Raw genomic sequence first — 25,962 nt, forward strand, 5'->3', positions numbered from 1 at the left:
AACCTAAGAGAAGAGACTAGAAGCTCAATCAAATGGGAGTGAAATAATACAGATTTAAAGCTTAATGGGGGCTTAAATATAAATAGAAATCTGCTATTTTTTGCCAAAATCCCTGTTTAAGCCATTTTCATACATATAGCTTCATAATATTTTATTATCCAAGCCTACAAAATCTACATACTTCTTTAAGTCACCTACGAGATTCATAACAAACTTCTTCATCTTCCTTTGTTAGCTTTTTTACCTCCACATATTTTTCCTCCCCTAACAATATAATAAGAATCTTATGATAGAATACGCCCCGCATTGCTATAATCGCAGTCATTAGATTCTAAAGATAACCTAAACCAAAGGCACACTATGCAATTTGAAATGCTATATTCTAAGATTCACCGCGCACAAGTGAGTGATGCTAATCTCAACTATGTAGGCTCAATTACCATAGAAAAAAATCTCGCTCAAAGTGCAAATCTCTTAGCAGGTATGAAAGTAGAGATTCTAAACATCAATAATGGCGAGAGATTCAGCACCTATGTCATTTATGGCGATAAAAAAGGTGAGATTTGTCTCAATGGTGCCGCTGCGAGAAAAGCACAGGTTGGAGACATCATTATTATTGTAGCCTATGCAGCCTACACACAAGAAGAACTGAAAAATTATCAACCCACAATCGTTCAGGTGGGACAAAACAATGAAATTCTATCCATAACAAATGAGGTGTAAAATGTTTGATCCTAGTCAATTTGGAGCAATGCTAGGCTCTATGCAAGATTCTATAAAAGAACTTGAAGAGCGTAATCAACAAACCACGCTCACGGCAAAAAGTGGAGGTGGCTTAGTCGGTATCAGTGCTAATGGCAATGGAGAAGTGATTGATATTACTATTGATGATAGCTTACTTGATGATAAAGAATCGCTTCAGATTCTGCTTATGAGTGCGTTTAACGACCTCCGCAAAAGCGTGGAAGAAAATCGTCAATCAAGCGCTATGAATCTTCTTGGCGGACTTGGAGGACTAAACATCTTTGGTGGCAAACCCAATGCTTAAAAATATGATGCCAACTCCGCTCAAAATACTTATCCTTAGCTTAAGTTTATGTAGCCCTACATTTGCTTATGATTACTCACATTGTATGAAATATTTTAAAGCTGCTAGCACACCTATAGATTCAAGCTATGCCATAAGTCTTAAAGTCGGTGGCAAACAACACCATATTTTATATGCCAAAACACCCCCTAAAAATGCAAAGATTCTTAAAGCCGATCCATTTATAGGGCTTTATCTCCTAGCATTACCAAAAACAAAACAAAGCTATGAGCTTCTTCCACTTGATGCACGCACTTTAAATGATAAGAAACTCGCCCTCATTTCAGCAAACCACACTCCAAGCATTGGGCATATCACAAAGCGACAAAATGGCTTTATAGATTATGCAAAGTTTTCAAATACAACTTCGCAAAATGGCGTTTTAGGCAATATTTGCTATCAAATCTATGGTTTAGGCGTTGGCAACAATGGCTTTATAGAAAAAAAATATATTGATAGATTTTTAAATCAAAAATCAGCCTATTATGGCGATTTAGGCATACGATTTTACTCTCAAAAGCCTATTGTCAGCTTCATTGACCCATTTTTTCCAAACAATCCCTTTCAACCCCAAGATGAGATTTCAAGTATCAATGGCACAAAGGTTTCAAATAGTGGGCAAATAGAGTGGATTATGAGTAATCTTAAAAAAGACACTCAAGCCAAAATTACCATCAAACGCAATGGTAAGCCAATGACACTTCTTACTAAAGTCAATCAACGCTATGGAGGATTCTTATTAAGAGAGACTTTTTTAGAACGCTTTGGTATCACCCTAAATGATGAGATAATTATCCAAAGCACAAACCCCGCCATTGCTGGACGCTTTAATCAACTAAGAGTGAATGACAAGATTCTATGGATTAATAAACAGCCCATTATCACACAAGATACAAACAGCTCTCACAAACGCTTTGAGCGTTTAAAAATGCTCCTTTCACAAGCAGCCTTCAATGAGGAATTTGATGGCAAGATTCAGTTGCTTATCCTGCGTGATGGACTTGAGATTTTTATCAAAGTATAAGGGGGCAATATGCGACATATCACAGAGATTTTGCACGATTTTGAATCTTTTCTTTTAAGCCAAGCACCGAAGATTCCAAGCTTTCATCAACATTATGAAAAAGCCGTGTGGGAAATGGTGCAAAATGGCGGCAAGAGATTCCGCCCTGCTCTTGTTTTTAGTATCCTTAACGCCCTTGCTCCACAGCTTATTAAAAACGCCTTTCTCCCGGCTCTAAGCATTGAGTGTATTCACACTTATTCGCTTATCCACGATGATTTGCCTTGTATGGATAATGCAACCCTGCGGCGAGGGCACCCTACATTGCATACAAAATATGGACAAACCCTTGCTTTACTCGTTGGCGATGGGCTAAATACCTATGCCTTTGCTCTCCTTGCCAAAGCTAAGCTTGACCCACAAGTCAAACTTAGCTTAATAGAATCTTTATCCATAAACGCTGGAATTGGTGGAATGGTGCTAGGGCAAATGCTTGATTGTGAGTTTGAAAACCAAACCCTAGCCATAGAACAACTCAAAACAATCCACATCAACAAAACTGCCAAACTCATCGCCACTTCATTAGAGTTTGGTGCTATCATTGCAAATGCAGATTCTAAACTTCGTAAAGCTTTATATGACTTTGGGCTAAATCTTGGCGTATATTTTCAACTCCGCGATGATATTATTGATGTATGCCAAGATTCAAGCCAAGCGGGCAAAACAACACAAAATGACAGCCATAAAAATAGCTATGTCAATCTGCTAGGCTTAGAAGGTGCAAGAGTAGAGTTTCACAAACAAAGACAATCGTTGCAAAATGAGTTAGAAAACTTTGAATCTTGTATAGCACAAAGCCTTAGTATGCTTTTAGAAAACTATTTTAAAGATATTACATAAAGGATAGAGATGAAAAAAATTTTACTTACAAATGATGATGGCTTTGATTCTAGTGGGCTACTTGCACTCAAAGATGCCTTAAAAGACCTTGCACATATTACTATCGTCGCTCCCGCAAGTGAAAAGTCCGCCTGCGGACACGGGCTTACACTCACGCGTCCTTTGAGCTTTGTGCGAATTGATGATGATTTTTACAAGCTTGAAGATGGCACGCCAAGCGATTGTGTGTATCTAGCGCTTAACTCACTTTATGAGCAAAAACCGGATTTAGTGATTTCTGGCATTAATCTTGGCTCAAATATGGGAGAAGATATTACCTACTCTGGCACGGCTGCTGGGGCTATGGAGGCTTGTATTCAAGGTGTGCCTTCCATTGCTATTTCACAGCTTATGCCTGATAAAAATCGCTCTAAACATTTTGACTTTTCTCTTGCAAAGCAGTGTATTACCGAAGTTGTCAAAATGATTTTTACGCAAGGCTATCCATTGGGAGAGCGTAAGTTTTTAAACATTAATATCCCACACATTCCACCAAAAGAGTGCAAAGGCTATAAAATCACGCAAATGGGGTATAGAATCTATGCCGATGATGCACAGGTGCATAGAAACCCACGAGGACAGGAATACTATTGGCTAGGCTTACACCCATTACAATGGGAAGAACGCACCGATACGCCCTGTGCTAATGGATCTGATTTTAAAGCTGTGCATAATAACTATATCTCCATTACGCCCATCAAGCTTGATATGACAAGCTATGAGGATACAAAAACTCTTGAATCTTGGATACAAAAATGAGTGAAATTATTGATAGATACACGCGTTCTAGAATCTTATTTGGGGAAGGATTCCAAAGCATACAGCAAAAAAGCGTTATCGTCTTTGGTGTGGGCGGTGTTGGGAGCTTTGTGGTGGATTGTTTGTATAGAAGTGGATTGCAAAATATCACAATCGTAGATAAAGATAGCTTTGATATTACTAATCAAAATCGCCAAATCGGCGCAGAACATATTAATGAGCCAAAGGTGCTTGTCTTAGCCAAGCTCTATCCGGGAGTTACGCCACTTCAACGATGCGTAGATGAAGCGTTTTTAAATGAAATTGACATTATGGGCTTTGATTATATTGTTGATGCAATTGATGATATTGATGCAAAGGTAAAAATTGCCAAAATTGCCTCAAACAAACCATTAGGTAAATACATCGTCTCCACAGGCAGTGCTAAAAAGCTAAGCCCCCTGCACATACGCGTGGCTAATGTGTGGAAAAGCTATGGCGATAAATTTGCTAGAAAATTCCGCGATCAGCTCAAAAAAGTTGGACTAAAAAAGAATTTCAAAGTCGTCTTTAGCCCTGAAGTGCCAAAATGCAAGGCGTTAGGCAGCTTTAGTGCAGTAACGGCGAGTTTTGGGCTAACCATAGCAAGTGAAATTATCCAAGACATACTTAAACATACACAAGGAGATAAAAATGTGTGAATATGATGACTACGATGACTTAGAGCAGGATTTTGATTCAGATTTCTATGATGATGAAGATGATAACTTCCGCCATAGTGGGTATGATGATGATGACTATGCAAATCCAGATGATGAATACGATGATGAAAGCGAGTAAAACAAATGAAAGAGAGCAAACTTCAAGTCGCACTTTTACAGCAAAACTACAAGGGCAACAAGGAGGCTATGCTGGATTCTACGACTTCACTTATTGAACAAGCCGTAAAATCTGGTGCAAAACTCATCGCCCTCCAAGAACTCCATACGCGAGAATACTTCTGCCAAAGTGAAGATCCTAAGTTTTTTGACTATGCTAATGACTTTGAAGCTGATATTGCCTATTTTAGCAATATTGCCAAAAAGCATAAAATTGTGCTGCTTACCTCGCTTTTTGAAAGACGCACAGCTGGAATCTATCACAACACCGCGCTTGTCTTTGACATAGATGGAAGCATAGCAGGAAAATACCGCAAAATGCACATTCCTGATGACCCGCAGTTTTATGAGAAATTTTACTTCACTCCCGGTGATCTAGGCTTTGAGCCGATACACACAAGCCTTGGCAAACTTGGCGTTTTAATCTGCTGGGATCAGTGGTATCCCGAAGCGGCTAGGATAATGGCATTAAAGGGGGCGGAGATTCTCATTTATCCCACTGCGATTGGTTGGTTTGATGAAGATCCTATGGAAGAAAAAATGCGTCAAAAAGAAGCGTGGATAGCCGTGCAGAGAGGGCATAGTGTCGCTAATGGACTGCCAACCCTTGCAATAAACCGCGTAGGATTTGAAAAAGATAGCAGTGGCAATGCACAAGGCATACGCTTTTGGGGTTCTAGCTTCGCCTTTGACGCACAAGGTGCATTACTTGCACAAGGCAGCGAGGACAAAGAAGAGATTATCCGCGTAGAAATTGACCTAAATAGGAGTGAAGAAGTCCGCCGTATGTGGCCATTTTTACGCGATAGACGCATAGAATCTTACAAGCCTTTATTGAAAAGATTCTGCGATTAGAATCTTTTCAGCCCTATTTTAGCTACTTAAGATACAATGTCGCGTTTCTTGTTTTTAGGAACAATTTCTTTTTAAAGGACAAGCGATGAAAAAACTTCTCGTTAGCGTAGCACTTAGTGCAAGTTTAGTAAGTGGGGCATTTGCTGCGGCAAATACAAATACAGGTTGTGGTCTTGGCTCACTCATCATTGATAAACAAGGCATTTTGTGGAATGTTCTTCAAGTAACAACAAACCAAACTTTTGGTATCCAAACTTTTGGTATCACTTCAGGAACTTCTGGTTGTAAAAGTGGCAAAGTAGCTATGGATAGCAGAACTCAAGAATTCGTAGCAGCAAATATGGATGCCCTTTCACAAGAAATCGCTCGTGGTAATGGCGAACACCTTGATACACTTGTAGAGCTTCTTAATGTAGATGATAAAGCAACATTCAAAATTGCTCTTCAAGAAAACTACCACAAACTCTATGCAAATGCGAACGCACAAAGTGCAGATGTGCTTGATGGTGCTGCAAGTCTATAATTTACTCTTGCACTCTCCACGCCTTATTTAAGGTGTGGGTAGAATCTCTCTTTTTTTTCTCATCTCAAGCCAACGATAAGTCAAACTCTGCTAGAATCCCCGCTTCACAAAAACTCAATTATTTTACACATTCAAACCCAAAGGAACATAATGAAAAAAATATTGTTAATACACATTGCCAAAAATCACATACAAACCATTAATCCAAGATTCTAAAAAGCTTCAATCTATGAAAAAACTCCACACATTCTTTTTATTTTGCTTTTTTTGCCTTGCTCAAAGCTATGGCTCAAATCAGCCAGATGAAACAACAAACACCGCAACATCACAGCAGATTCTAGAATCTCAACAAAATACAAACCAAACTACCACCACCACTGCGGAAGTATCTAAGATTCTAGAATCTGCCAAAACCCTAAACCTTGCCCAACACAAAGAATGGAAAGACCTTTTGCATATAGATTCTTCTAGCAGCGAGATTATCTCGCCCTATTTTTTTCTCACCCCACTGCCACACAAAGATAAACATAAAAGCCTTGCTGAAAGTGAGTTAGAGGCAACCCTCAAGGCTTTTTATCAACCCGTAGAATCTGTGGAGATTCCAGAAGTGATTGTCAAAAGACGCCAAGAACAAATTCATTTTTTTGAAGAAAATGACATTAAGCTCCCTGTCCGCTCCATACAAAAGCAGGACTATCACGCATTGTGTCGCTTCCCGGCGAGATTAAACTTTCTAAAACAACATCTTGATTTGCAGGATTTACCACAAGTGCAATGCAAAGAGTTTATCGCTATGCGTGATTATGTCGCACCCACAAAAGCAAGTATTGTTTTTCCATCAGCCCATATCAATTCTCCAGCTTCTATGTTTGGACATACTTTTTTACTCTTAGATTCTAAGTTCCAATCCCGCCTTTTAAGCTTTGCTATCAACTATCAAGCCGATGCAAACCAAAATGAAGAAAATGGCATAGTGTTTGGATTCAAGGGCTTGTTTGGGCTTTACACCGGAAGCTATTCAATCCTACCCTATTATGATAAAATCAAAGAATACTCAAACACTGAAACCCGCGATATATGGGAATATGAACTAAATCTCACACCACAGGAGATTACACAGCTCTACAATCACATTTGGGAATTAAGCGATGCTTTTAGCCCGTATTATTTCTTCCATAGAAACTGCTCATATAATGTGTTTTGGCTACTTGAAGTGGCTCGTCCTAGCCTAAAACTGCGACATCAATTTATATATCAGGTCAATCCCCCAGAAACACTTTTTGTTTTACAAAAGGCTCATCTTATTACAAATCAAACCTACCGCCCAAGCAAACGCACTAAGCTTAATGCCTATGGCAGCCTAATGAGCAACAAATCCGTGAAACTTGCCAAAAAACTCGCCCTTGGAGAAAAGCAGCCCGATGAGATTACACAAGATTCTAAACTTTCCCTGCAAAATAAGCAATACATTTTAGAATCCGCCCTAGAACTCAGCGAATATCACTTTATCAAAGGCAAACTACCTCACGAGCAATACACGCAAATCGCTCATAATCTCGCCTCTACGCGTTCCACACTTGGCTCTAGCACCCCACCGCAAATACACACACCAAAGACAAACCCACTTGAAGGTAATCAAAGCCTAAGGATAACGCCACTGCTTCTACACAACGCACAAGGATTCCACCCCGCACTTGATTTTAGAATCACCTACCACGATATTACCGATAATGATGTAGGCTATCTCAAGGGCGCACAAATTGAGCTTATGCGAGTGCTTGGGTATTATGATACAAGTATGCAAGGGGCACAAGGGACAAATGGAGCTAAGATTTATGAGATGAATATCTTATCTATTGCTTCTATTGCACCTATGGGAAAGTTTTTTAAACCCTTTTCCTATCGTGCAGAGACGGGCTTTAATAGGACATTTAACGATGAAGATTTGCATTATTTTATAAATTTTGGTGGTGGAATGAGCTATGATTTTAACAATATCGCTTATGCGTATTATTTGCTTGAGCCTACATTTTTTCTTACTCATCACAATCAGCCAGACTTTGCTCTAAATCAAGTGCTAGGACTTGTGATAAGTGATAACAATCGCCTAAAAGGCACATTTGAGTATAAATTTAAAGCTTATACACCAAAAGATTTTAGCCATCAGCTTGATAGCACGCTAAGCTTTAATCTTATACAGAATCTTGCCTTATTTGGGCGAGTGTCTTTAATACAAAATGAGCTACACAAAACGCCCCAACCCACTTCTATGCTTGGGCTAAGGGCATATTTTTAGTCTCTAATATGGCTTAGAATCTATGTCACACAAAATGTAACAATTCTTTTATATAATTAGCACTTTTTAATACAAGGGATAGAATAAAAATGTTTGATTTTCAGTTTATGCAGCAATGTGTGCCTTTATTTGCCAAAGCACTTTCTCTAACACTTTACATTTCATTCTTTGGCATTTTGCTTTCACTTATTATTGGCTTTATTTGTGCGTGGATTCTATTCTTAAAAGTCCCTTTTGTGCGATACATCATTAATACTTATGTTGAAGTGGCTAGAAACACACCCTTGCTCATACAACTCTTTTTTCTCTACTATGGACTACACGGCATTATGGGCATTTCGCTCAATGAATATGTGTGTGCTATTACAGGTTTGGCATTTTTGGGCGGTGGATATATGTGCGAGAGTTTCCGCACAGGCTTAGAATCTATTAGCAAATCTCAAATTGAATCTGCCCAAAGCATAGGATTAGGCTCATTCCAAATGATGCGATATGTTATCCTACCTCAATCCTTAGGCGTTGCCCTGCCCTCAATTGGTGCAAATGTCATTTTTCTTCTCAAAGAGACTTCGGTTGTAGGTGTGATTGCCCTTACTGATGTGATGTTTGTAACCAAAGATATTATTACAAACTACTATAAAACAAATGAAGCACTTTTAATGCTTGTCTTAAGTTATCTTATCGTGCTTTTGCCTCTCTCATTTGTCTTTTCACTCCTTGAGCGATTTTATAAAAAAAGGGTGCTGTAATGGAGATTTTCTTTATAGGTTCAAATTTTATGCGTTTATTGCAAGGTGCAACGCTTACCCTAGAAATTGCCCTTATCTCTATTATTTTTTCAACACTTGGCGGACTTGTGCTTGGGTTTATTATGACTTGCAAAAATCTTATTGTTGTGGGTTTGTGTAGATTCTACCTTGAGTGTGTCCGCATTATCCCTATTTTGGCGTGGCTTTTTATTGTCTTTTTTGGAATCTCGCAATATTTTGATATAAGCCTAAGTGCCTTTAGCAGTGCTATTATTGTTTTTAGTTTATGGGGCATTGCGGAAGTGGGTGATTTGGTAAGAGGAGCTATCACTTCATTACCAAAACACCAAATTGAAAGCGGCAAGGCACTAGGGCTACAACAATGGCAGATTCTACTCTACATCATCTTCCCCCAAGCCCTGCAAAGACTGCTCCCCTCAATTGTTTCTCTCTCAACGCGTATGATTAAGACAACTTCACTTGTAGCCCTCATTGGAGCGGTGGATTTGCTGCAAGTGGGGCAGCAGATTATTGAACTGAATAAATCCCAAGCACACGCGAGCTTTTGGGTGTATGGTGGAATCTTTGCGACATATTTTCTTTTGTGCTATCCGCTTTCTTATCTTAGTAGAATCTTGGAGAAAAAATATCAATGAGTGAAATATTACTTGACATACGACATTTGAAAAAAACTTTTGATGGAAATCATTTTGTGCTAAATGACATCTCTATGCAGGTGAAAAAAGGCGAAGTGATAGTGATTTTAGGGGCAAGTGGCTGTGGTAAAAGCACCTTTTTGCGTTGCATCAATGGACTAGAATCTATTCAAAGTGGGGAGATTCTGCTCAATGGCAAACTTCTTAATGATAAAAAAGCAAAGTGGAGTGCTATCCGCCAACGCATAGGTATGGTGTTTCAAAGCTATGATCTTTTTCCGCATATGAGCGTTATGGATAATATTTTGCTAGGACCTACAAAAGTGCAAAAGCGTGAAAAAAAAGAGATTCAAGCGCAAGCCCAAAGGCTTTTAGAACGCGTAGGACTAGCACAAAAAATGTATGCCTCACCAAAGGAGCTAAGTGGAGGACAAAAGCAACGCGTAGCCATTGTGCGTGCATTATGTATGAATCCTGAAATTATGCTTTTTGATGAAGTAACCGCTTCACTTGATCCTGAAATGGTTAAAGAAGTGCTTGAAGTGATTTTGGAGCTTGCCAAAGAGGGAATGACTATGCTTATTGTAACGCACGAAATGCGATTTGCACGAAAGGTAGCAGATAGAATCTGCTTTTTTGATGAGGGCAAACTCGCAGAGCAAAGTAGCCCAGAGAGCTTTTTCACAAACCCCAAAACCCAAAGGGCAAAACGATTTTTAAATGTCTTTGAACTCTAAGATTTTTGGAGAAGCGGGGTTTAAAAAATATTTGAAAAACACCTAGCCGCCATAGAATCTAAAATGCGACAAGATTCTAAAAACACTCAATTTTCACATAAAAATCTTAGCCTTTGTGTTGCGGTTAAAAAACTAAAGCTAGGCTCTTATAAAATTTTATAGCCCACACTACGAAGATAATCACATCAAATCCCATCAGTCTTTAGCTCATACACGATAGGAAGCTCTATTTTTGTCGTTACACTTAACCTTGGAAAATCCCCCTGTGCCTTTTTGATAGCATTGAGAGCAGCGACATTAAAAGGATCATGCGGACAAGGTTTAATAATGCGGATACTAGCCACCTTACCATCTTTATAAATGACAAACTCCACTATCACTTCCCCCTCTAGTCCTCGCTTTCTTGCCATATTTGGATACTTATTCTTGCGGTCAATAGCTCGTTTGATTTGAGAAAAATTCTCATCTTCATCACCATTTCTATACGAAAGCGTTTGGATAATCTCGCCCTCTTCTGCCTTTTCATCAGGCTTTGCCTTTGGAGCTGGGGTTGGCGGAGGGCTTGTCTCTTCTTGTTTAGCGAGTTTGCCCTGCTGTTTTACAATCTCTTTTTGAATCCGCTTTTTATGCTGTTGCGTGCGAGTTGGCTTTGGATTCTCTACATTATCTTGGTTAGAAGGCGTTTGAAATGTCGCTAGGGCAATGGTTGTAATATTATCGCCATTTTGCTGCAACTCCACATTGTGAAACACACCAAAAAGCCACACAACAAGCCCAATATGAAGCACAAAACTTATGGCAAAACCCAAGCGAGTAGGCGTCAAAAAGCTTGATTTTGCAATATTTTTATTTGGATTTTGTTGAAATGCCAAAGTTTTCATGCCCTTTCTCCTTTAAAATATCCACAATTTGTATAAAAGTCTCAAACTTAGAATCTTTATCGCTTTTGAGCTGAATGAGTGTTTTATTATCAATCTTTGCAATCTGCTCTTTTAAAGATTCTATCTCTACTTGTTTATCATCAAAATAAATCGCATTCTTATCATCAATAGTAATAACAATGGGCTTTTGCTCTTGTGTCTGTTCGTTTTGACTAGCATAAGGCAGCTCTACTTTAATCTGCCCTTGAGCGATAAAAGTAGAAACACTAAGCACAATGGCTAAAAGCACAAGCATCACATCAATGAATGGGACAATGTTTAAGCCATCTTTTTTTGGAATTCTCATTTTTTATCCTTGTTTTTGAGAAAGCTTATAGCGATTAAGCAAAATATCCATTTTACGCGCAAAAGCATTATACACAATCAATGTAGGAATCGCCACAACAAGCCCTAGAGCCGTGGCTTTTAAGGCAGTAGATAGCCCCACCATAATACTTTGAGCGTCCATTCCTCCACTCATTCCCATATCATAAAAGGTAATCATTATCCCAATAACAGTTCCCAAAAGCCCCACATAAGGTGCGTTAGAGTAAATAATATACAATGCAGTCAAATTCTTGCTCAATGCTTCTTCTAGCACACTCTCATCAGCATAATCATTCATATTAATTTTTGCATAAAATATCACTCGCTCACAGCTTAGCCACACTGCCACAAAACTCATAAATCCCAAAATAGCAAAAACAATATGATCTATATAATCTTTCAAAAATTCCATACTTTACTCCTCTTACACTGCTTTATTACCATAAAAAATTATGAAAACTTAATTCCTTTTAGGCTTAGCATATTATAAAAATCATTCTTAAAATAACTTTACACTTCCTTTTAAATTCACTTAAATTTCACACTTACAGATTCGGTGTAAATTCTATGCTACAATATCGGCATTTATCTCACCCAAACAGCCCAAAAAAAGGAAAAAGAATGAAGCAAAATATTATCCGCTTTAGCGTATCCTTGCCGCAGAATCTCTTAGATACACTTGATGAAAAACTCACGCACAATGGCTATTCATCGCGTTCTGAGCTTGTTAGGGATATGATACGAGAAAAACTCAACGAAGAAGTATGGAGCAATGGCGATGAAAGCACACAAGGCGTGGCTGTTTTGACAATTATCTATGACCATCATCAACGCGAACTCAATCAGCGTATGATTGATATTCAGCATACAAACACACATAATGGCAATGTGGAAATTCTCTGCAACACCCACGTGCATTTAGACCATCACAACTGCCTTGAAACGATTATCCTAAAAGGTAAGGGCAAAAATATTGAAAATCTTAGTATTGAAATTGGCGGATTAAAGGGTGTGAAATTTTCTAAACTCACGCGTGCAAGTCGCTTTGAGTAAAGCTCAAAGTATGCTAACAAGTAGCCAAAGCCAAGATTCTAAAGCATTTTTTGCCATCTATGGCGGGAGCTTTGATCCACCACATTTGGCACATTTGGAGATTCTAAAAATATTAAACAACAATCCTTTATGCCTTAAGATTATTCTCTTACCCAACTACCGCAATCCTCTAAAGTCTCCAACTCTTTTTACGCCAAAAGAGCGACTTAAAATGTGTGAGATTCTAGCCCAAACAAGCGGAGATAAAACCATAATTGATGATTATGAAATAAAACAAAATCGCCCAGTGCATACTATTGAAAGCATTTCTGCCTTACAAAAGCAGATTCTAGATTCTTATCCTTTGTCTTATGCACAAGCCAAGCTTTGTTTTGTTCTAGGTAGCGATAGTTTTCAATCCTTGCATCTTTGGAAAGATTCACAATCTCTATGCAAACTTGTGGAGTTTATTGTCATAAAACGAGAATCTAATGCAATAACCTATCCGCAAAATCTCAAACCGCAAATACGAGAGAGCATCTCACTTTCACATTTTAACCCTATCTCATCAAGCAAAGTGCGGGAGCTTTTACATAATGGCGAGATTGAAAAAGCTTTAAAAATGCTACCTCAACAGATTTTTCCTTTTATCCACACACATTTTAAGCTATAATACCGCCTTTTAAGTTATTTTCAAGGAACAAATATGCAAGTAGCACAATCAAATCAATCCGCCACATCAACCCTATCAATTGATGAGAGATTGCAGCGTATTCAAACACTTTTAGAGGATAAAAAAGGCGAAGATATTGAGATTTTTGATTTAAGTGGGAAAGATTATATTGTCAATAAGGTTGTGATTGTAAGTGCGATGATAGGGCGGCATTCTTTTGCCTTGCTAGATCATCTAAAAACCGAGCTAAAGCCAAGGGGCGAGACATTCTATGCCACGGAAGAGGAGAGTGAAGATTGGCTTATCGCGGATTTGGGGGATATTATGATTCATATTTTCACGCCAAATCATCGCAAGAGATTTAATCTTGAAGAGTTTTTAAACACAATGATTGCAAATAAAAAAGAGAGTTTAAACCTAGAATCTTAAAAAAATATCCAATGAGTTTAGCTTACTCACTATCTTTGGCACTTTTTGGGGTTGGGTTCTTCCACATCTTTTGCTCTAGATTCTAATGTGCTAGATTTTGATCCACTACAACAAGGATAAACGCCATAAGCATAATGATATGTTTTAGGGGCAATGGTATAGGTTGCTTTGACTAACAGCACAAATTTATTAAAATCTTTTTAAGATTCTATGCTTTTTCACATCTTTTACACAGCACCACAGCAATAGCAAAGCCTCCATCGTGGCTGATACTTAGGGCTATCTCATCTATACCAAATTCACGCATTTTATTTTGAGTAAGACTGATAAGCGGTGCATTTTTAGAATCTTTACTCACACGCATATCTAAAAAACCAAGCTCTTTGCAGATTCCAACACCTAGTGCCTTGGCACAAGCCTCCTTTGCCGCCCAAAATCCCGCTATACGAGAAACATTAAAAGCCTTGCTAGAATCCTTGTAGCAAAGCTCTATCTCATCTTGAGATAAAAACCGCCTAAGCCCTTTTATACCAAAACGCGTAACAAACTTTTGCATACGCCCTATGCTAATAATGTCAATCCCTATCACAAATCCTAGCTCACCACAAAATCAACAAAAAATACATCAAACACTTTGCCATCCATCAAAAACTCATTAATGCGTTTAACTATCTCATCTTTCACACGATTTTTACCCTTTGAAGTCGCCACATCTTCAAGAGACTTAGATGAGAGAATGTCAATCACGACATCTTTTATCATAGGCATTTTTTTATCAAGCTCTGCTTGTGTTGCCATAGCTTTAGCTTCGTCTTTATCAAGCTCAAATTGCATACTTGTTTTGAGGTATCTTTTACCTGTTTGAGTCATAAGATTCACAGTAAAAGGAATGGGACCCTCTGCTGGATAAATAAGACCGGGACGAAACTTATCTCTGCTACGCACTGAAATTGTATTGCCAACAATAATCTGTGCTGCTTTCTGTGAAGGCTGGGTAGCTTGAGCCTCCACTTGTGTGGTGCTTTCTTGCTTTTTTTCTTCCTCATCATCTCCGCCCATAAGCATAAATACAACAATACCCACCAAAATAAGAAGCACTACAATAATACCAATTACCACAAACAAAATTGCCTTGCTTTTTTTCTCTCCTCCACTTTGTGGGGTCGCTTTTTCTTCTTCTGCCATATTAATCCTTTGCAATGTAATAAGTAAGAGTGCTTTTACCAAAACTCCGCATTTTATACTGCGTATAAACACCTAGAATCTTAGGCACATTATACCCGCTCAAATGTTCAAAGACAATAAAACGCACACCGCAACGCCCAAGATTCCTAACCAATGTAAAAAGTCGCTCATATATATCCTGCATTCCCTCTCGTATGCAAAATGGCGGGTCAAGATACAAAATGACTTTTTGCGAGTTAGTCCAGCTTTGAAAGCTTTGTGTGAAAAAATCGGCATTAAAGGTAAAAAAATTTAATGTCTTTCCTATTTTTTGTGCCACATTTTGAGCATTGGCAAGATTATGACATAAAATATTATATGCTTCTTTATCAATCTCATAAAACACCGCTTCACTCGCCCCAAGCGAAAGAGCCTCTAGCCCCATAGACCCACAGCCACCAAAACCCTCAACAAACACACTATCTACAATCTCACTCCCCATCGTATTGAAAAACGATTCTTTTACAATGGACTTTGTTGGGCGTGTGGAAGATTTGGCATTCCATAAAAGTTTTAGATGCTTTAAACTCCCTGATTGTATGTGGAATCTTGCCTGTTTATTATCTGTCATCTTTGCTTTTGCCATACTTGCCTTTCATTATTTTTACACAATATTTAAAGGATCAATCTCAATTTCACAGAGATGTTCCGTTTGCAATCGCACATAGTGCAAAAGCCTCACAAGCTCACGCGTAGAAACACTTCGCAAAAGCAAAACAAAACGATATTTATCATACAATCGCTCAAGCAACGCCTTGCAATCTCCCACTATCTCAACCTGCCCCAATGGATACTCCTGCAGCAATTGCCTTACCTTTGCAAGTTTGTTTAATGCTTTTTTTTCACTTTTATCTGCAAAGCTCAAAGTCGCAAGTCGCACAAATGGCGGATAAATATGAGGACGATGTTTAAGCTCAAAACACAAAAAATCCTCATAATCCCCCAAAAATTGCTCCAAAAAAGCACCATTTACACTTTCAATCCACACTTCCCCATCATATTTGCGTCCGGCTCGTCCAGCGATTTGATGTAATAAGCTCACTGCGCGCTCATTGCAACGATAATCGCTACTTTTTAATACATAATCAATGCCTAGCACCACGGCAAGATTCACATTATGATAATCGTGTCCTTTGCTTAGCATTTGTGTGCCAACAAGAATGTCAATCTCTCCGTCATTGAAAGCCTTGAGGGTATCTTTAAGCTTTTTATGCGTAGTAATATTATCTCTATCAAAAAGGGCGATTTTAGAATCTGCAAAAGTAGCTTGCAAGGATTGTGCCACTTGCGCTGTGCCTATGCGAAAAGAGCCAAGATTCTCACTCCCACATTGCGGACAAACTCTAGGGATAGCTTTGCTCCAATGGCAATAATGGCATATAAGGGCATTTTTATCAAGATGTAAAGACATATTAACCGAGCAAAAATCACATTCCACGCCATTACCACAAGTTTGACATATAAGCATTTTGTAATGTGCGCGAGTGGGCAAAAATACAATCACCTGCTCTTTTTTCTCAAGCTTTTGGCGGATTTTTTCTATAATTGCTGTGGGCAAGGGGGTAGATTGTGTATCACAAGATTCAGCAATTTTATCACTTGCTAGAATCTTGATATATTTTTTTGAGGCAAAATACTGCCCTTTCAAACGATAAAGACTTTGCTGCTCTCTTGCATAAAAATAGCTTGACACGCTTGGGGTTGCCGAGCCTAGAATGACTAAAATCTCACTTTTATTACCAAGATACAACGCCAAATCCCGTGCATTATAATGTGGTGTGCTTTGAGATTTATACGCATCATCGTGTTCCTCATCAACAACAATAAGTCCAAGATTTTTCACAGGTAAAAAAAATGCACTCCTTGCTCCAGCAATCACGCGTATATCGCCACTATGCAATCTAGCTAAAAAATTTTTCTTTTGTGCCTTTGTAATCTTACTATGCCAAATCCCCACCATATCGCCAAACACAGCTCTAAGGCGAGATTCTATTTGTGGTGTGAGTGCAATTTCAGGCATAAGAAAAAGTGCATTTTGTCCTGCATTAAGAGTTTGTGCGATAAGGTGAATGTAAATCTCTGTTTTCCCACTACCCGTATCGCCAAAGAGCAAAGGATTTTTATGCTGCTTTAAAAAGCACAAGGCATCATTTTGCATTTGATTAAGCCTAGCGTGTGGAGAAATCTCTAGCATAGAATCTTTACAATCCTTATCTACCATACATAAAGTTTCATCAAAAGGTGTAAAAAGCCCATAAGCCTCGCCTAGATTCACGCAATAATACTGCATAATAAAATCAGCTAACATTTTTTGATAAGGCAAGAATCTTAAATGCGTTTTTTGTAGCTCCTTACATTCAAATGTGGGTTTTGGGGTAGATTCTAGCACGACGCCTAAATATTGCTTGTTTCGCACATTAATAGAGCATAGCTCATCTTTATGACATTCTTCCAAACTGCAATAAGTTAAAGTTGGGGATTTTAAGCCAATAGGAGCGATGTGATAATAATGCACAATCACACCTTAATGAAAAATAATATCACAAACATCTATGTCGTATGTTGCAAAGCCTCAATCTGCACACTATGCTGCGGAATACTATCCATAGATTCAAGACTTTTATATAAGCCCTCAAGGGATTTGCAAATGAGAGAATACTCTTGGGCTTTTGTAATATAGAGCTTTAAAAGGGTGAGTGGCTCAACCTCCTGCATAAAAAGCGTTTTGAGTTCAGCCCTCACCTCATCGCACAATTGGTCAAGTGAAATGGTATATCGTTTGCCGCTTAGAGCAATCTCTAGGCTTTCTTGTGCCATTATAGCCCTTGCTCTTTAGAATCTAAAAGGCTATCATTAAAAAAGCTTGTATTTTCGCTATCACCACTATCGTGTAGTCCTTTATCAATCTTAGCAAACAAGTCTTCAAAACCACGATCTTTTGAGGCAATCTCTTCATAAAGGCTTGAAATTTGAGTGTCTTTTGCCTCATTTTGTGCCTTGAGTGAAGAAACCTCAAGCTGCAAAGATTCTATTTCTTGTCGCTGCGATGCAATCTTAGCAAGCATTTCTTCTATTTTTTGGGAGAGTTTTTCCATAACACTGCTCATTTGACAATCCTTTAATTATGAAAATGAAGTATAATTCTAACACAAAAATTTCAAGGAGTGCGGAAAAATGGCAAAATTTATCCTAGAATCCCAATATACTCCAGCAGGAGACCAGCCACAAGCCATTGCAAAAATCACAGATTCTATCACAAATGGGGCAAAATATGCCACGCTTGTAGGCGTTACAGGCAGTGGAAAAACTTACACAATGGCAAATATTATCGCAAAGCTCAATCTCCCCACGCTCATTATGACACACAATAAAACCCTAGCTGCCCAGCTTTATAGCGAGTTTAAGGGCTTTTTTCCTAAAAATAAAGTGGAGTATTTTATCAGCCACTTTGATTATTATCAGCCAGAAGCCTATATCCCACGCCGAGATTTGTTTATAGAAAAAGATTCTAGTATTAATGAAGACTTGGAGCGTTTGAGACTTTCAGCCACGACCTCACTTCTAGCCTATGATGATGTTATTGTAGTAGCTTCAGTGTCGGCAAACTATGGACTAGGCAATCCGCAAGAATATCTCACAATGATAGAAAAGCTAGAAGTTGGACAAAGCTATACGCAAAAAGCCTTGCTCTTAAAGCTTGTCAATATGGGCTACACACGCAATGATAGTATTTTTGAGCGAGGCAATTTCCGTGTAAATGGCGAAGTGGTGGATATATTCCCTGCGTATAATGAGAATGAATTTATCCGTATTGAGTTTTTTGGTGATGAGATTGAACGCATTGGGGCATTTGATGCACTAGAGAGACAGAATCTAGCGTGGCTAGAGAGCTTTGTGCTATATGCGGCAAATCAATTTATCGTAAGTGAAAAACGATTGCAACTTGCCCTGCAAAATATAGAATCTGAACTTGAAATGCGACTACAAGAATTTGAAGCAGAAGATAAACAAATAGAATATCAACGACTCAAAGGACGCACGGAGTTTGATTTGGAGATGATTAGAGAATCGGGCATTTGCAAGGGCATTGAAAACTACGCAAGACATCTTACAGGCAAGGCTCCGGGGGAGACACCCTACTCCTTGCTAGATTATTTTGAGCAAAAAGGCAAGCCCTATCTCATCATCGTTGATGAATCTCATGTGAGTTTGCCACAATTTGGCGGAATGTATGCCGGAGATAGAAGCCGCAAAGAAGTGCTTGTGGAATATGGCTTTAGGCTACCTAGTGCGCTAGATAACCGCCCCTTGCGTTTTGATGAGTTTATTAATAAAGCACCGCATTTTCTCTTTGTCTCCGCTACCCCTGCACAATTAGAGCTAAAGCTTAGTCAAAATCATATTGCCGAGCAGATTATCCGCCCAACAGGGCTTTTAGATCCGCTCTATGAAGTGCGAGATAGTGATAATCAAGTGCTTGATTTATATGATGAGATACGCTTACGAGTAGCGAGTAATCAACGCGTGCTTATCACCACACTGACAAAAAAAATGGCAGAAGAGCTAAGTAAATATTATGCCGAGCTAGGCATTAAGGTGCGGTATATGCATAGCGATATTGACGCTATTGAACGAAATCATCTTATCCGCTCACTGCGATTAGGGGAATTTGATGTGCTTATTGGGATAAATCTCTTGCGTGAAGGGCTGGATCTGCCGGAAGTGAGTCTTATAGCGATAATGGACGCGGATAAGGAGGGATTTTTACGCAGTGAGACAAGTCTTATACAAACAATGGGGAGAGCAGCAAGAAATGTCAATGGCAAGGTGATTTTATATGCTAAAAAAATTACAGGCTCTATGCAAAGAGCATTTGACATCACAGACTATCGCCGTGCTAAACAAGAAGCATTCAACAAAACACATAATATCACGCCAAAGTCCGTGCAAAGAGGGCTTGAAAGTGAGCTAAAAATAGAATCTAGTGGCTTATCGCGACTTTATGAAAAAGGAAGTAATAAGATTCCAAAGACAGAACGCGATTCAATCATTAAAGATCTAACGCTTAAAATGCAACAAGCCGCTAAGGCATTAGAATTTGAAGAAGCCGCTAGAATCCGCGATGAAATTGCTAGAATCCGCAAGATGAAATAAAAGCAAGATTCAAAAAAAGAGTTTTGCTCTTCATTCCCCACAAAACAACATATTTTGTAGCAAAATCACACAAATCAAAAAAGAAAAAACGCTTAGTGATTTTATGTGTGTATGTCTGTGTTTTTCTATAATGCAATGTCTTGCATCACAAGAATAAATCACTTCAAGGAGAAACAATGTGTCAATTTACCATATCCGTGGGCAATTTTATCGTTAAGCTATGTTATGTGCTAAGTCTTATTGCCATCATCATTTATGGTATAGGTTTAATGTCTATCGGTGATATTCTAGTAGGCTTGATAGGTATTGTCGCCGGAATACTGCTTGTCATCTTGAGCTTTTACCTACTTTTTATTATTATTGATATTCGCCAACAGCTTGTCAATCTTAATGCAAAGCTTGATAAAAAAGAAAATAAAGAGAATCTATAAACCCCATTTGAGAGTTTATAGAGAGTTTATACAATCCACTTTTTTGTGGATTGTATGTAAGATTAGTGAGCCACTGCTTCACTTGCTCCAACACCACTTTGAGCGCGGAAATCTTGTGCTTCAAAGCCACTTCTATCGATTTGTGCGCGTTTAGAGCTATCTAGCTTAGAGATGATAAAAATTGCTATAAAGGTCAAAGGCATTGTAAAAATCGCCGGATGATCATAAGGGAAAATCGCAGATTCAAAGCCAAAGCTTTTTACCCAAATACTAGGACTTAACACCACAAGTGTCAGCACCACGACAAGCCCTATCAATCCTCCCCAAAACGCACCTTTTGTCGTGAGATTCTTCCAATAAATTGAAAGGAGCAAAATGGGGAAATTCACACTTGCTGCAATAGCAAAAGCAAGTCCCACCATAAAGGCAATATTTTGTTTCTCAAACAAGAATCCTAACGCGATAGCCAAAACCCCTAAAAATATAGTCGCACCCTTAGTTACTCTCATCTCAAGCTTAGGATCACATTTGCCATCTTTGCAGACATTGACAAACAAATCGTGGCTAATAGCCCCTGCCCCAGAAATGGCAAGCCCAGATACAACAGCCAAAATCGTAGCAAATGCCACAGCTGAAATAAAGCCTAAAAAGACATTGCCACCAAGCACTTCAGCTAGGCTAATTGCGACCATATTTGCCACACCGCTATAAGAACCATCGGGATTTGTAAATTCAGGATTCCCATAAAGCAAAGCAATCGCACCAAAGCCTATAATAAAGGTAAGGATATAAAAATACCCAATAAGCCCTGTGGCATAAAAGACTGATTTTCTCGCTTCTTTAGCGTCTTTAACCGTGAAAAAACGCATCAAAATATGTGGCAAACCTGCTGTCCCAAACATTAACGCAAGTCCAAGTGAAACAGCAGAAATAGTATTAGGCAAGAAACTTCCGGGCGACATTATCGCTTCACCTTTTGGGTGATGAGAAATAGCTTGAGAAAAATAATAGGAAAGATCAAATTTTGTCAAATACAAAATCATAACTGCCATAAAACTTGCCCCTGCTAAAAGCAAAATCGCTTTAATGATTTGCACCCAAGTTGTCGCGTGCATTCCACCAAAGACAACATAACAAATCATCAAGATTCCAACAAGAATCACCGCGATACCATAAGGAAGTCCAAAAAGCACTTGTATAAGCTGCCCTGCTCCAACCATTTGTGCGATGAGATAAAACACAATTACACTAAGGGCTGAAACTGCTGAAATAACGCGTATGGGCTTTGCATCAAGGCGATATGCCGTAATATCTGCAAAGGTAAATTTTCCAAGATTGCGGAATTTTTCAGCAATGAGAAACAATATGATAGGCCAACCCACCAAAAAACCAATAGAGTAAATCAATCCATCAAAACCATTTGTAAAAACTAGTGCTGTAATACCTAAAAAGCTTGCTGCACTCATATAATCTCCGGCAATAGCAATACCATTTTGCATACCTGTAATGTTACCACCAGCGGTATAGAATCCACTCGCAGACTGACTTTTCTTATTTGAGAGATAAGTAATAAATAATGTCGCCAACACAAAAGCTAGAAACATACCAATGGCGACAGGATTTACATCTGCTTTTGCACCACCAGCATCAAAAGCTGCACCAAAAACAGAGTTGCCTACAAACAGGCTCAAGCCTATGGCTAGAAGTCTTATGCTTTTCATTTTACACCTCCTTTTACCACGCTAGATTCTGCAAAATTTTTGTAATCAATCTCACCATTTTGCAAAGACTCTATCACATTGCTTTCTTCCAGCTCACGCAAAATCTCATCTTGGTCTTTATCAAAATATGAATTTGCTAAAAATGTATAAAGTCCCGTAGCCACGATAGACAACACAATCAAAAAAATTCCTATGATAATCCCAAGCGTAATAGAGCTAGGTCCCAAACGATAGCCCAGAATCTCAGGGGCAAGCCCCACACCTAGAATAAAAATATAATAACAAACGAGTATCACCAACGAAAGCACTAAAGAAATTTTGTTCCGTTTAGAAACAAATTTTTTAAAGCTAACAATGGCTTTTTCCTGTCTTTCAGGTAGTTTCATAACTATCCTCCTTATTTGCATTTTAGTGTATTTATGCCACCTCTATAAGATACTAAAAGTAACATACTCCTATGCTACAACATAAAGATATGCAACTAAAAGTAATTTTTATAAACTCATTTTAAAATGGTAAAAAAGTAACACTACGATATAATTTAATATATTTTTAAGCTAAAATTATAAAAATAAATTGAAATAATGGGTCATTGTAAATGCAGAATCTTTCAAAAATAACAAGAAAAATAAAAAATAAATAGAAGTCTCCAAGCCCGTAGAAAAGGGCTTGGTAAGAAGAAAATTAAAGTTTATCAGCGTGTTTGCTTAGGTAGTCAGCTACACCTTTTGCATCAGCTTTCATACCCACATCACCTTTATTCCAGCCTGCTGGACACACTTCTCCGTGTTCCTCAACAAACAACATTGCATCTACCATACGAATCATCTCATCAACATTGCGTCCAAGTGGAAGATCATTAATCACAGCGTGGCGAACAACTTTATTCTTATCAATCAAAAAGCTTCCACGAAGTGCAACTGCACCATTAAACAACACATCATAATCGCGTGAGATTTGCTTATTCAAATCTGATACCATAGGGAAGCTTACCGCACCAATGCCACCTTCATTCACAGACACATTCCTCCACGCAAAATGCACTTCTTTTGAATCAATAGAAACGCCAATCACGCTTACACCACGCTCTGCAAAGTCTTTCACGCGTTTATCAAATGCAATAACCTCGCTTGGGCACACAAATGTAAAATCCTTTGGCCAAAAAAACACTACTGCACCATTTTTGCCAATATTGCTATACAAGTTGAAGTTGTCTTCAAATGTCCCATCCGCCTTAATTGCTTCAGCCGTAAAATCCGGTGCCGCTTTTGTTACTAACATATCAAACTCCTTAAAAAAAATATTGATAATAAATCTATTATCATAGATAGAATTGTATTTTATACAAGTAACTCAATCCTAAATGATAATTTATTTCTTTTAGATATTTGTTTGCAACCCCACAAAAAAAAGCTACTTGATTGTTTATTATGAGCTAGAAGCCCCAAACTCAAGTTTGTTTATCTTAAAAATAAATCCTAACCTTCGCCCAATAACTCCTGCCCAGCTCGTAGATTCTAGTTGTTGGGGCTATGTCGCCTATGCCTACGCCATTTTTGGATAGATGATAGGCATAAAGCGTATTTGTGAGATTATCTACACCAGCAAGAAGCATAAAATATTTGCGTTTGTAGCCACCATAGAGATTAAGCGTTGTGAATCCTTGCGTCTTGCCCAAATCCTTACCAATCACATTACCATAATCAAGCATATAACGATGCTGTGCCGCGTGAGCTATCATATCCAAACGCAAAAGCCACCCACCATTATCATAAAAAGCCGAAAGCTGCCCTTGCAATGGTGCTACTTGCGGCAATGGCGAGTTTGCTTTGAATCCTGCTACACTCTTTAGATTCTCCGCATAGGTGTAAGCCAAAGAACCATAAAAATGCAAACTCTTCCACACAATATATTCCGCCTCAAGCTCCCCACCGCCCAAAAACGCATTTGTATTAAACGCACTAGGCTTATCTTTTCCATAATATAACATAATATAATCTGCAATATGGGACACATACGCAGATGCCTTGGCATTAAAATTATCCACCTTATACACAAGCCCCATATCAAACTGCGTATTTGTCTCTGGCTTTAGTGCCATACCTCCATTCTTGTTTCTCTCTCAAAAGTCCGCACCCCTTTGTGCCACACCCATACCACTATAAAATGTCAATATATCAAAATACTTCTCATACCGCAAAAAGCCACTGCCAAGGTGATTAAGCAGCTCTTTATTTGTGCTGTGCTGCAAGGTAGAAAGGGTATCATATCTCGCTCCAAAAGCTATGCTATAGCTAGATTCAGGCATATACTGCCCTTGTGCAAAAATACCCAGCGTTTGAAAAGTAAAATTTGGCTTGTAAGCTTGATTTAAGATAGTATTTGCCTCTTCTTTGCTTAAGCTGCCACTTAGCATACGCGAGGCGTGAAAGTCGTGGTTATAGTTCCCACCCATATAGAGTTCCCACGCATTGCCAAAATAAAATGTTCCTTCCACTCGTCCGCCGGTATTTATGCGTTTTGGATTATTTACATTATATTTGTTATCCATAACTTGACGATGTGAAAAATTATCCATGATATGATCAATCTCATTCCGCCATACTCGCACCTCAAGGCTATCAAAAGTATCGCTAATGTGCTGCTTATAGGCAAGATTGTATGAGATTCTATCAAATGTCCTAGCGTCCATTGCCCTATCGGCGTATGAAGCATTCCCACGCCCTATGTCAATATCTAGCTCCAAAGCTATATTTTGCGTAGGCGTGAGTGTGCCTATAAGGCTTACAGATTCTCTATTATAGGCAGAATGCACCATCTTATTATCCCCGGAGCGATAGTCCCTAGATTCATAATGTGAATAAATTGCCTGAATCGAGCCATATTTGCCACCAGCCAACACATTTGCATTTGCATCAAATCTCCCAAAGCTCCCATACAACGCACTGCCATCAAAAGCAAATTGCGATTTACTAAGCCGCAAAATATCACGATCAAATAGCACTCCACCACCAATTAATGCCCCATACCGCACATCTTGAGGACCTTTTAGAATCGTAATGCGATTATAATTTTCAGGAAAAACATAAGTGATAATCGTGTCCATTCTCCCACCACACGCACCATTGAGATTCCCACCATTAAGAAAAATGGGCAGTCTTGAAGCACTTTGAGCACGAAAGGCAATCTCACTTCCGCCACCACCCTTACGCGTCATAGAAAAAGCTGGAATCTGCAGCATAGACTTTGCCACATCGCCACTATGCAAAGGCGTATCTTTGCCCTGCCACGAGAGATTTATAGGGTTTTGCAATATATCTCTTTGGAGTGCTACAGCAATAGAGGCGGGCAGTTTTCTAGCTTGAGAAGTTGTGGGAAAATGTAAATCTTGTCTGCCCTCACTCAAAGCAGAATGTGGCACAGCAGAAGAGGAGCTCTCATTTTCTAGTTCTAGGGTATCAGCATACCCCACAACCGCAAGATTCAAACAAACAAAAACCCACAAAAACCGCTTACTATTCCTCTTCATAAGCCTAGCTCCTTCTAGTTTTGCATAGCCCTGTATTCTCAATAAGAGTTAGATTCTAATA

The 25,962-nt window shown here is 38.7% G+C and carries 33 protein-coding genes; 18 read left to right on the forward strand and 15 right to left on the reverse strand.

Annotated elements, in window-relative coordinates; genetic code table 11:
• Positions 1-190 precede the first annotated feature (190 nt).
• Positions 191-325: a hypothetical protein gene (locus EBF12_RS12145; protein WP_279629415.1), complete on the reverse strand. Its 135-nt coding sequence runs from the start codon at positions 323-325 to the stop codon at positions 191-193.
• A 35-nt stretch (positions 326-360) separates the two neighbouring features.
• Here EBF12_RS12145 and panD point away from each other — a divergent pair, with 35 nt between their 5' ends.
• The 13 genes from panD (at position 361) to EBF12_RS03670 (ending at position 10,461) form a co-directional block, all read left to right on the forward strand.
• On the forward strand, positions 361-723 hold the full coding sequence (gene panD / locus EBF12_RS03615) for an aspartate 1-decarboxylase (protein WP_121726448.1): 363 nt from the start codon (positions 361-363) through the stop codon (positions 721-723).
• A 1-nt stretch (position 724) separates the two neighbouring features.
• Complete coding sequence (locus tag EBF12_RS03620) at positions 725-1,048, forward strand: YbaB/EbfC family nucleoid-associated protein (RefSeq protein ID WP_121726449.1); 324 nt, start codon at positions 725-727, stop codon at positions 1,046-1,048.
• Positions 1,029-2,111 carry a DUF7488 domain-containing protein gene (locus tag EBF12_RS03625; protein ID WP_244196341.1) on the forward strand — a complete coding sequence of 361 codons (1,083 nt, stop codon included), beginning with the start codon at positions 1,029-1,031 and terminating at the stop codon, positions 2,109-2,111. Before EBF12_RS03620 ends, EBF12_RS03625 begins: the two co-directional genes overlap by 20 nt.
• Positions 2,112-2,120: 9 nt before the next feature.
• On the forward strand, positions 2,121-2,990 hold the full coding sequence (locus tag EBF12_RS03630) for a polyprenyl synthetase family protein (protein WP_121726451.1): 870 nt from the start codon (positions 2,121-2,123) through the stop codon (positions 2,988-2,990).
• 9 nt (positions 2,991-2,999) lie between these two features.
• Entirely contained in the window at positions 3,000-3,788 is a 789-nt protein-coding gene (surE, locus tag EBF12_RS03635; protein WP_121726452.1) for a 5'/3'-nucleotidase SurE, read from the forward strand.
• Positions 3,785-4,468, forward strand: coding sequence for a ThiF family adenylyltransferase (locus tag EBF12_RS03640; RefSeq protein ID WP_121726453.1), 684 nt, complete (start codon positions 3,785-3,787; stop codon positions 4,466-4,468). Before surE ends, EBF12_RS03640 begins: the two co-directional genes overlap by 4 nt.
• A complete protein-coding gene (locus EBF12_RS11250) occupies positions 4,461-4,607 on the forward strand; it encodes a hypothetical protein (protein WP_167444788.1) in 147 nt (48 codons plus the stop codon). Before EBF12_RS03640 ends, EBF12_RS11250 begins: the two co-directional genes overlap by 8 nt.
• Before the next feature lie 5 nt (positions 4,608-4,612).
• The gene (locus EBF12_RS03645) at positions 4,613-5,500 is read left to right on the forward strand and encodes a carbon-nitrogen hydrolase (protein ID WP_121726454.1); all 888 of its coding nucleotides are present in this window, start codon (positions 4,613-4,615) and stop codon (positions 5,498-5,500) included.
• A gap of 85 nt (positions 5,501-5,585) precedes the next feature.
• Positions 5,586-6,023 (forward strand): DUF3015 family protein, encoded by a 438-nt coding sequence (locus EBF12_RS03650; protein WP_121726455.1) that lies wholly within the window; start codon positions 5,586-5,588, stop codon positions 6,021-6,023.
• A gap of 175 nt (positions 6,024-6,198) precedes the next feature.
• A complete protein-coding gene (locus EBF12_RS03655; protein WP_244196342.1) occupies positions 6,199-8,319 on the forward strand; it encodes an Lnb N-terminal periplasmic domain-containing protein in 2,121 nt (706 codons plus the stop codon).
• An 89-nt stretch (positions 8,320-8,408) separates the two neighbouring features.
• Positions 8,409-9,068, forward strand: coding sequence for an amino acid ABC transporter permease (locus tag EBF12_RS03660; protein WP_121726456.1), 660 nt, complete (start codon positions 8,409-8,411; stop codon positions 9,066-9,068).
• Positions 9,068-9,724: an amino acid ABC transporter permease gene (locus EBF12_RS03665; protein WP_121726457.1), complete on the forward strand. Its 657-nt coding sequence runs from the start codon at positions 9,068-9,070 to the stop codon at positions 9,722-9,724. The genes EBF12_RS03660 and EBF12_RS03665 overlap by 1 nt, the downstream gene beginning before the upstream one ends.
• A complete protein-coding gene (locus EBF12_RS03670) occupies positions 9,721-10,461 on the forward strand; it encodes an amino acid ABC transporter ATP-binding protein (protein ID WP_121726458.1) in 741 nt (246 codons plus the stop codon). Before EBF12_RS03665 ends, EBF12_RS03670 begins: the two co-directional genes overlap by 4 nt.
• A gap of 185 nt (positions 10,462-10,646) precedes the next feature.
• On the opposite strand, the gene EBF12_RS03675 is transcribed toward EBF12_RS03670, so the two are convergent.
• Genes EBF12_RS03675 through exbB form a run of 3 tightly spaced genes read right to left on the reverse strand, consistent with a single transcriptional unit; the run spans position 10,647 to position 12,120 of the window.
• A complete protein-coding gene (locus EBF12_RS03675; protein ID WP_121726459.1) occupies positions 10,647-11,342 on the reverse strand; it encodes an energy transducer TonB in 696 nt (231 codons plus the stop codon).
• Positions 11,308-11,688, reverse strand: coding sequence for a TonB system transport protein ExbD (exbD, locus tag EBF12_RS03680; RefSeq protein WP_121726460.1), 381 nt, complete (start codon positions 11,686-11,688; stop codon positions 11,308-11,310). The genes EBF12_RS03675 and exbD overlap by 35 nt, the downstream gene beginning before the upstream one ends.
• A 3-nt stretch (positions 11,689-11,691) precedes the next feature.
• Positions 11,692-12,120, reverse strand: a complete 429-nt coding sequence (exbB, locus tag EBF12_RS03685) for a TonB-system energizer ExbB (RefSeq protein ID WP_121726461.1) — start codon at positions 12,118-12,120, stop codon at positions 11,692-11,694.
• 209 nt (positions 12,121-12,329) lie between these two features.
• Here exbB and nikR point away from each other — a divergent pair, with 209 nt between their 5' ends.
• Genes nikR through rsfS form a run of 3 tightly spaced genes read left to right on the forward strand, consistent with a single transcriptional unit; the run spans position 12,330 to position 13,842 of the window.
• Positions 12,330-12,761, forward strand: coding sequence for a nickel-responsive transcriptional regulator NikR (gene nikR / locus EBF12_RS03690; protein ID WP_121726462.1), 432 nt, complete (start codon positions 12,330-12,332; stop codon positions 12,759-12,761).
• Between the two features lie 10 nt (positions 12,762-12,771).
• On the forward strand, positions 12,772-13,413 hold the full coding sequence (gene nadD / locus EBF12_RS03695; RefSeq protein ID WP_121726563.1) for a nicotinate (nicotinamide) nucleotide adenylyltransferase: 642 nt from the start codon (positions 12,772-12,774) through the stop codon (positions 13,411-13,413).
• Between the two features lie 33 nt (positions 13,414-13,446).
• Positions 13,447-13,842, forward strand: coding sequence for a ribosome silencing factor (rsfS, locus tag EBF12_RS03700; RefSeq protein WP_121726463.1), 396 nt, complete (start codon positions 13,447-13,449; stop codon positions 13,840-13,842).
• Positions 13,843-14,050: 208 nt separating this feature from the next.
• On the opposite strand, the gene acpS is transcribed toward rsfS, so the two are convergent.
• The 6 genes from acpS to EBF12_RS03730 are packed head-to-tail and all read right to left on the reverse strand — an operon-like array spanning position 14,051 to position 18,173.
• Positions 14,051-14,431 (reverse strand): holo-ACP synthase, encoded by a 381-nt coding sequence (gene acpS, locus EBF12_RS03705; RefSeq protein ID WP_121726464.1) that lies wholly within the window; start codon positions 14,429-14,431, stop codon positions 14,051-14,053.
• 5 nt (positions 14,432-14,436) lie between these two features.
• Positions 14,437-15,027, reverse strand: coding sequence for a flagellar basal body-associated protein FliL (gene fliL / locus EBF12_RS03710; protein ID WP_121726465.1), 591 nt, complete (start codon positions 15,025-15,027; stop codon positions 14,437-14,439).
• A gap of 1 nt (position 15,028) precedes the next feature.
• On the reverse strand, positions 15,029-15,652 hold the full coding sequence (gene rsmD / locus EBF12_RS03715; protein ID WP_121726466.1) for a 16S rRNA (guanine(966)-N(2))-methyltransferase RsmD: 624 nt from the start codon (positions 15,650-15,652) through the stop codon (positions 15,029-15,031).
• An 18-nt stretch (positions 15,653-15,670) separates the two neighbouring features.
• A complete protein-coding gene (locus tag EBF12_RS03720; protein WP_121726467.1) occupies positions 15,671-17,581 on the reverse strand; it encodes a primosomal protein N' in 1,911 nt (636 codons plus the stop codon).
• A 35-nt stretch (positions 17,582-17,616) separates the two neighbouring features.
• Positions 17,617-17,883: a hypothetical protein gene (locus tag EBF12_RS03725; protein ID WP_121726468.1), complete on the reverse strand. Its 267-nt coding sequence runs from the start codon at positions 17,881-17,883 to the stop codon at positions 17,617-17,619.
• Positions 17,883-18,173 carry a hypothetical protein gene (locus EBF12_RS03730; RefSeq protein ID WP_121726469.1) on the reverse strand — a complete coding sequence of 97 codons (291 nt, stop codon included), beginning with the start codon at positions 18,171-18,173 and terminating at the stop codon, positions 17,883-17,885. The genes EBF12_RS03725 and EBF12_RS03730 overlap by 1 nt, the downstream gene beginning before the upstream one ends.
• A 67-nt stretch (positions 18,174-18,240) precedes the next feature.
• On the opposite strand from EBF12_RS03730, the gene uvrB reads away from it, so the two are divergent.
• A complete protein-coding gene (gene uvrB, locus EBF12_RS03735) occupies positions 18,241-20,220 on the forward strand; it encodes an excinuclease ABC subunit UvrB (protein ID WP_121726470.1) in 1,980 nt (659 codons plus the stop codon).
• Between the two features lie 176 nt (positions 20,221-20,396).
• Entirely contained in the window at positions 20,397-20,651 is a 255-nt protein-coding gene (locus tag EBF12_RS03740; RefSeq protein WP_121726471.1) for a hypothetical protein, read from the forward strand.
• A 62-nt stretch (positions 20,652-20,713) separates the two neighbouring features.
• On the opposite strand, the gene EBF12_RS03745 is transcribed toward EBF12_RS03740, so the two are convergent.
• The 5 genes from EBF12_RS03745 to EBF12_RS03760 all read right to left on the reverse strand — a co-directional run bounded on the left by EBF12_RS03745 (position 20,714) and on the right by EBF12_RS03760 (position 25,901).
• Positions 20,714-22,372, reverse strand: a complete 1,659-nt coding sequence (locus EBF12_RS03745) for a cation acetate symporter (RefSeq protein WP_121726472.1) — start codon at positions 22,370-22,372, stop codon at positions 20,714-20,716.
• Positions 22,369-22,758: a DUF485 domain-containing protein gene (locus EBF12_RS03750; RefSeq protein ID WP_121726473.1), complete on the reverse strand. Its 390-nt coding sequence runs from the start codon at positions 22,756-22,758 to the stop codon at positions 22,369-22,371. Before EBF12_RS03750 ends, EBF12_RS03745 begins: the two co-directional genes overlap by 4 nt.
• Before the next feature lie 298 nt (positions 22,759-23,056).
• Complete coding sequence (locus EBF12_RS03755) at positions 23,057-23,653, reverse strand: peroxiredoxin (protein ID WP_121726474.1); 597 nt, start codon at positions 23,651-23,653, stop codon at positions 23,057-23,059.
• 184 nt (positions 23,654-23,837) lie between these two features.
• The gene (locus EBF12_RS11675; protein ID WP_244196343.1) at positions 23,838-24,473 is read right to left on the reverse strand and encodes a TonB-dependent receptor domain-containing protein; all 636 of its coding nucleotides are present in this window, start codon (positions 24,471-24,473) and stop codon (positions 23,838-23,840) included.
• Positions 24,474-24,494: 21 nt separating this feature from the next.
• A complete protein-coding gene (locus EBF12_RS03760) occupies positions 24,495-25,901 on the reverse strand; it encodes a TonB-dependent receptor plug domain-containing protein (protein ID WP_244196344.1) in 1,407 nt (468 codons plus the stop codon).
• Between the last annotated feature and the right edge of the window lie 61 nt (positions 25,902-25,962).

This window comes from Helicobacter labetoulli (genome assembly GCF_003670275.1).
Taxonomy (GTDB): Bacteria; Campylobacterota; Campylobacteria; order Campylobacterales; family Helicobacteraceae; genus Helicobacter_C; species Helicobacter_C labetoulli.

Excerpts from the sequence above, each read along its gene's own strand:
- EBF12_RS03730 (WP_121726469.1), bottom strand. The coding sequence starts at position 18,173 with ATGAGCAGTGTTATGGAAAAACTCTCCCAAAAAATAGAAGAAATGCTT.
- nadD (WP_121726563.1), top strand. The coding sequence starts at position 12,772 with ATGCTAACAAGTAGCCAAAGCCAAGATTCTAAAGCATTTTTTGCCATC.
- panD (WP_121726448.1), top strand. The coding sequence starts at position 361 with ATGCAATTTGAAATGCTATATTCTAAGATTCACCGCGCACAAGTGAGT.
- fliL (WP_121726465.1), bottom strand. The coding sequence starts at position 15,027 with ATGGCAGAAGAAGAAAAAGCGACCCCACAAAGTGGAGGAGAGAAAAAA.
- EBF12_RS03750 (WP_121726473.1), bottom strand. The coding sequence starts at position 22,758 with ATGAAACTACCTGAAAGACAGGAAAAAGCCATTGTTAGCTTTAAAAAA.
- EBF12_RS11250 (WP_167444788.1), top strand. The coding sequence starts at position 4,461 with ATGTGTGAATATGATGACTACGATGACTTAGAGCAGGATTTTGATTCA.
- EBF12_RS03670 (WP_121726458.1), top strand. The coding sequence starts at position 9,721 with ATGAGTGAAATATTACTTGACATACGACATTTGAAAAAAACTTTTGAT.
- EBF12_RS03620 (WP_121726449.1), top strand. The coding sequence starts at position 725 with ATGTTTGATCCTAGTCAATTTGGAGCAATGCTAGGCTCTATGCAAGAT.
- EBF12_RS03660 (WP_121726456.1), top strand. The coding sequence starts at position 8,409 with ATGTTTGATTTTCAGTTTATGCAGCAATGTGTGCCTTTATTTGCCAAA.
- rsmD (WP_121726466.1), bottom strand. The coding sequence starts at position 15,652 with ATGGCAAAAGCAAAGATGACAGATAATAAACAGGCAAGATTCCACATA.
- exbD (WP_121726460.1), bottom strand. The coding sequence starts at position 11,688 with ATGAGAATTCCAAAAAAAGATGGCTTAAACATTGTCCCATTCATTGAT.
- EBF12_RS03755 (WP_121726474.1), bottom strand. The coding sequence starts at position 23,653 with ATGTTAGTAACAAAAGCGGCACCGGATTTTACGGCTGAAGCAATTAAG.
- surE (WP_121726452.1), top strand. The coding sequence starts at position 3,000 with ATGAAAAAAATTTTACTTACAAATGATGATGGCTTTGATTCTAGTGGG.
- EBF12_RS03645 (WP_121726454.1), top strand. The coding sequence starts at position 4,613 with ATGAAAGAGAGCAAACTTCAAGTCGCACTTTTACAGCAAAACTACAAG.
- EBF12_RS11675 (WP_244196343.1), bottom strand. The coding sequence starts at position 24,473 with ATGGCACTAAAGCCAGAGACAAATACGCAGTTTGATATGGGGCTTGTG.
- nikR (WP_121726462.1), top strand. The coding sequence starts at position 12,330 with ATGAAGCAAAATATTATCCGCTTTAGCGTATCCTTGCCGCAGAATCTC.
- EBF12_RS12145 (WP_279629415.1), bottom strand. The coding sequence starts at position 325 with ATGACTGCGATTATAGCAATGCGGGGCGTATTCTATCATAAGATTCTT.
- EBF12_RS03665 (WP_121726457.1), top strand. The coding sequence starts at position 9,068 with ATGGAGATTTTCTTTATAGGTTCAAATTTTATGCGTTTATTGCAAGGT.
- exbB (WP_121726461.1), bottom strand. The coding sequence starts at position 12,120 with ATGGAATTTTTGAAAGATTATATAGATCATATTGTTTTTGCTATTTTG.
- rsfS (WP_121726463.1), top strand. The coding sequence starts at position 13,447 with ATGCAAGTAGCACAATCAAATCAATCCGCCACATCAACCCTATCAATT.
- EBF12_RS03740 (WP_121726471.1), top strand. The coding sequence starts at position 20,397 with ATGTGTCAATTTACCATATCCGTGGGCAATTTTATCGTTAAGCTATGT.
- EBF12_RS03745 (WP_121726472.1), bottom strand. The coding sequence starts at position 22,372 with ATGAAAAGCATAAGACTTCTAGCCATAGGCTTGAGCCTGTTTGTAGGC.
- uvrB (WP_121726470.1), top strand. The coding sequence starts at position 18,241 with ATGGCAAAATTTATCCTAGAATCCCAATATACTCCAGCAGGAGACCAG.
- EBF12_RS03650 (WP_121726455.1), top strand. The coding sequence starts at position 5,586 with ATGAAAAAACTTCTCGTTAGCGTAGCACTTAGTGCAAGTTTAGTAAGT.
- EBF12_RS03725 (WP_121726468.1), bottom strand. The coding sequence starts at position 17,883 with ATGGCACAAGAAAGCCTAGAGATTGCTCTAAGCGGCAAACGATATACC.
- EBF12_RS03760 (WP_244196344.1), bottom strand. The coding sequence starts at position 25,901 with ATGAAGAGGAATAGTAAGCGGTTTTTGTGGGTTTTTGTTTGTTTGAAT.
- EBF12_RS03640 (WP_121726453.1), top strand. The coding sequence starts at position 3,785 with ATGAGTGAAATTATTGATAGATACACGCGTTCTAGAATCTTATTTGGG.
- EBF12_RS03675 (WP_121726459.1), bottom strand. The coding sequence starts at position 11,342 with ATGAAAACTTTGGCATTTCAACAAAATCCAAATAAAAATATTGCAAAA.
- EBF12_RS03630 (WP_121726451.1), top strand. The coding sequence starts at position 2,121 with ATGCGACATATCACAGAGATTTTGCACGATTTTGAATCTTTTCTTTTA.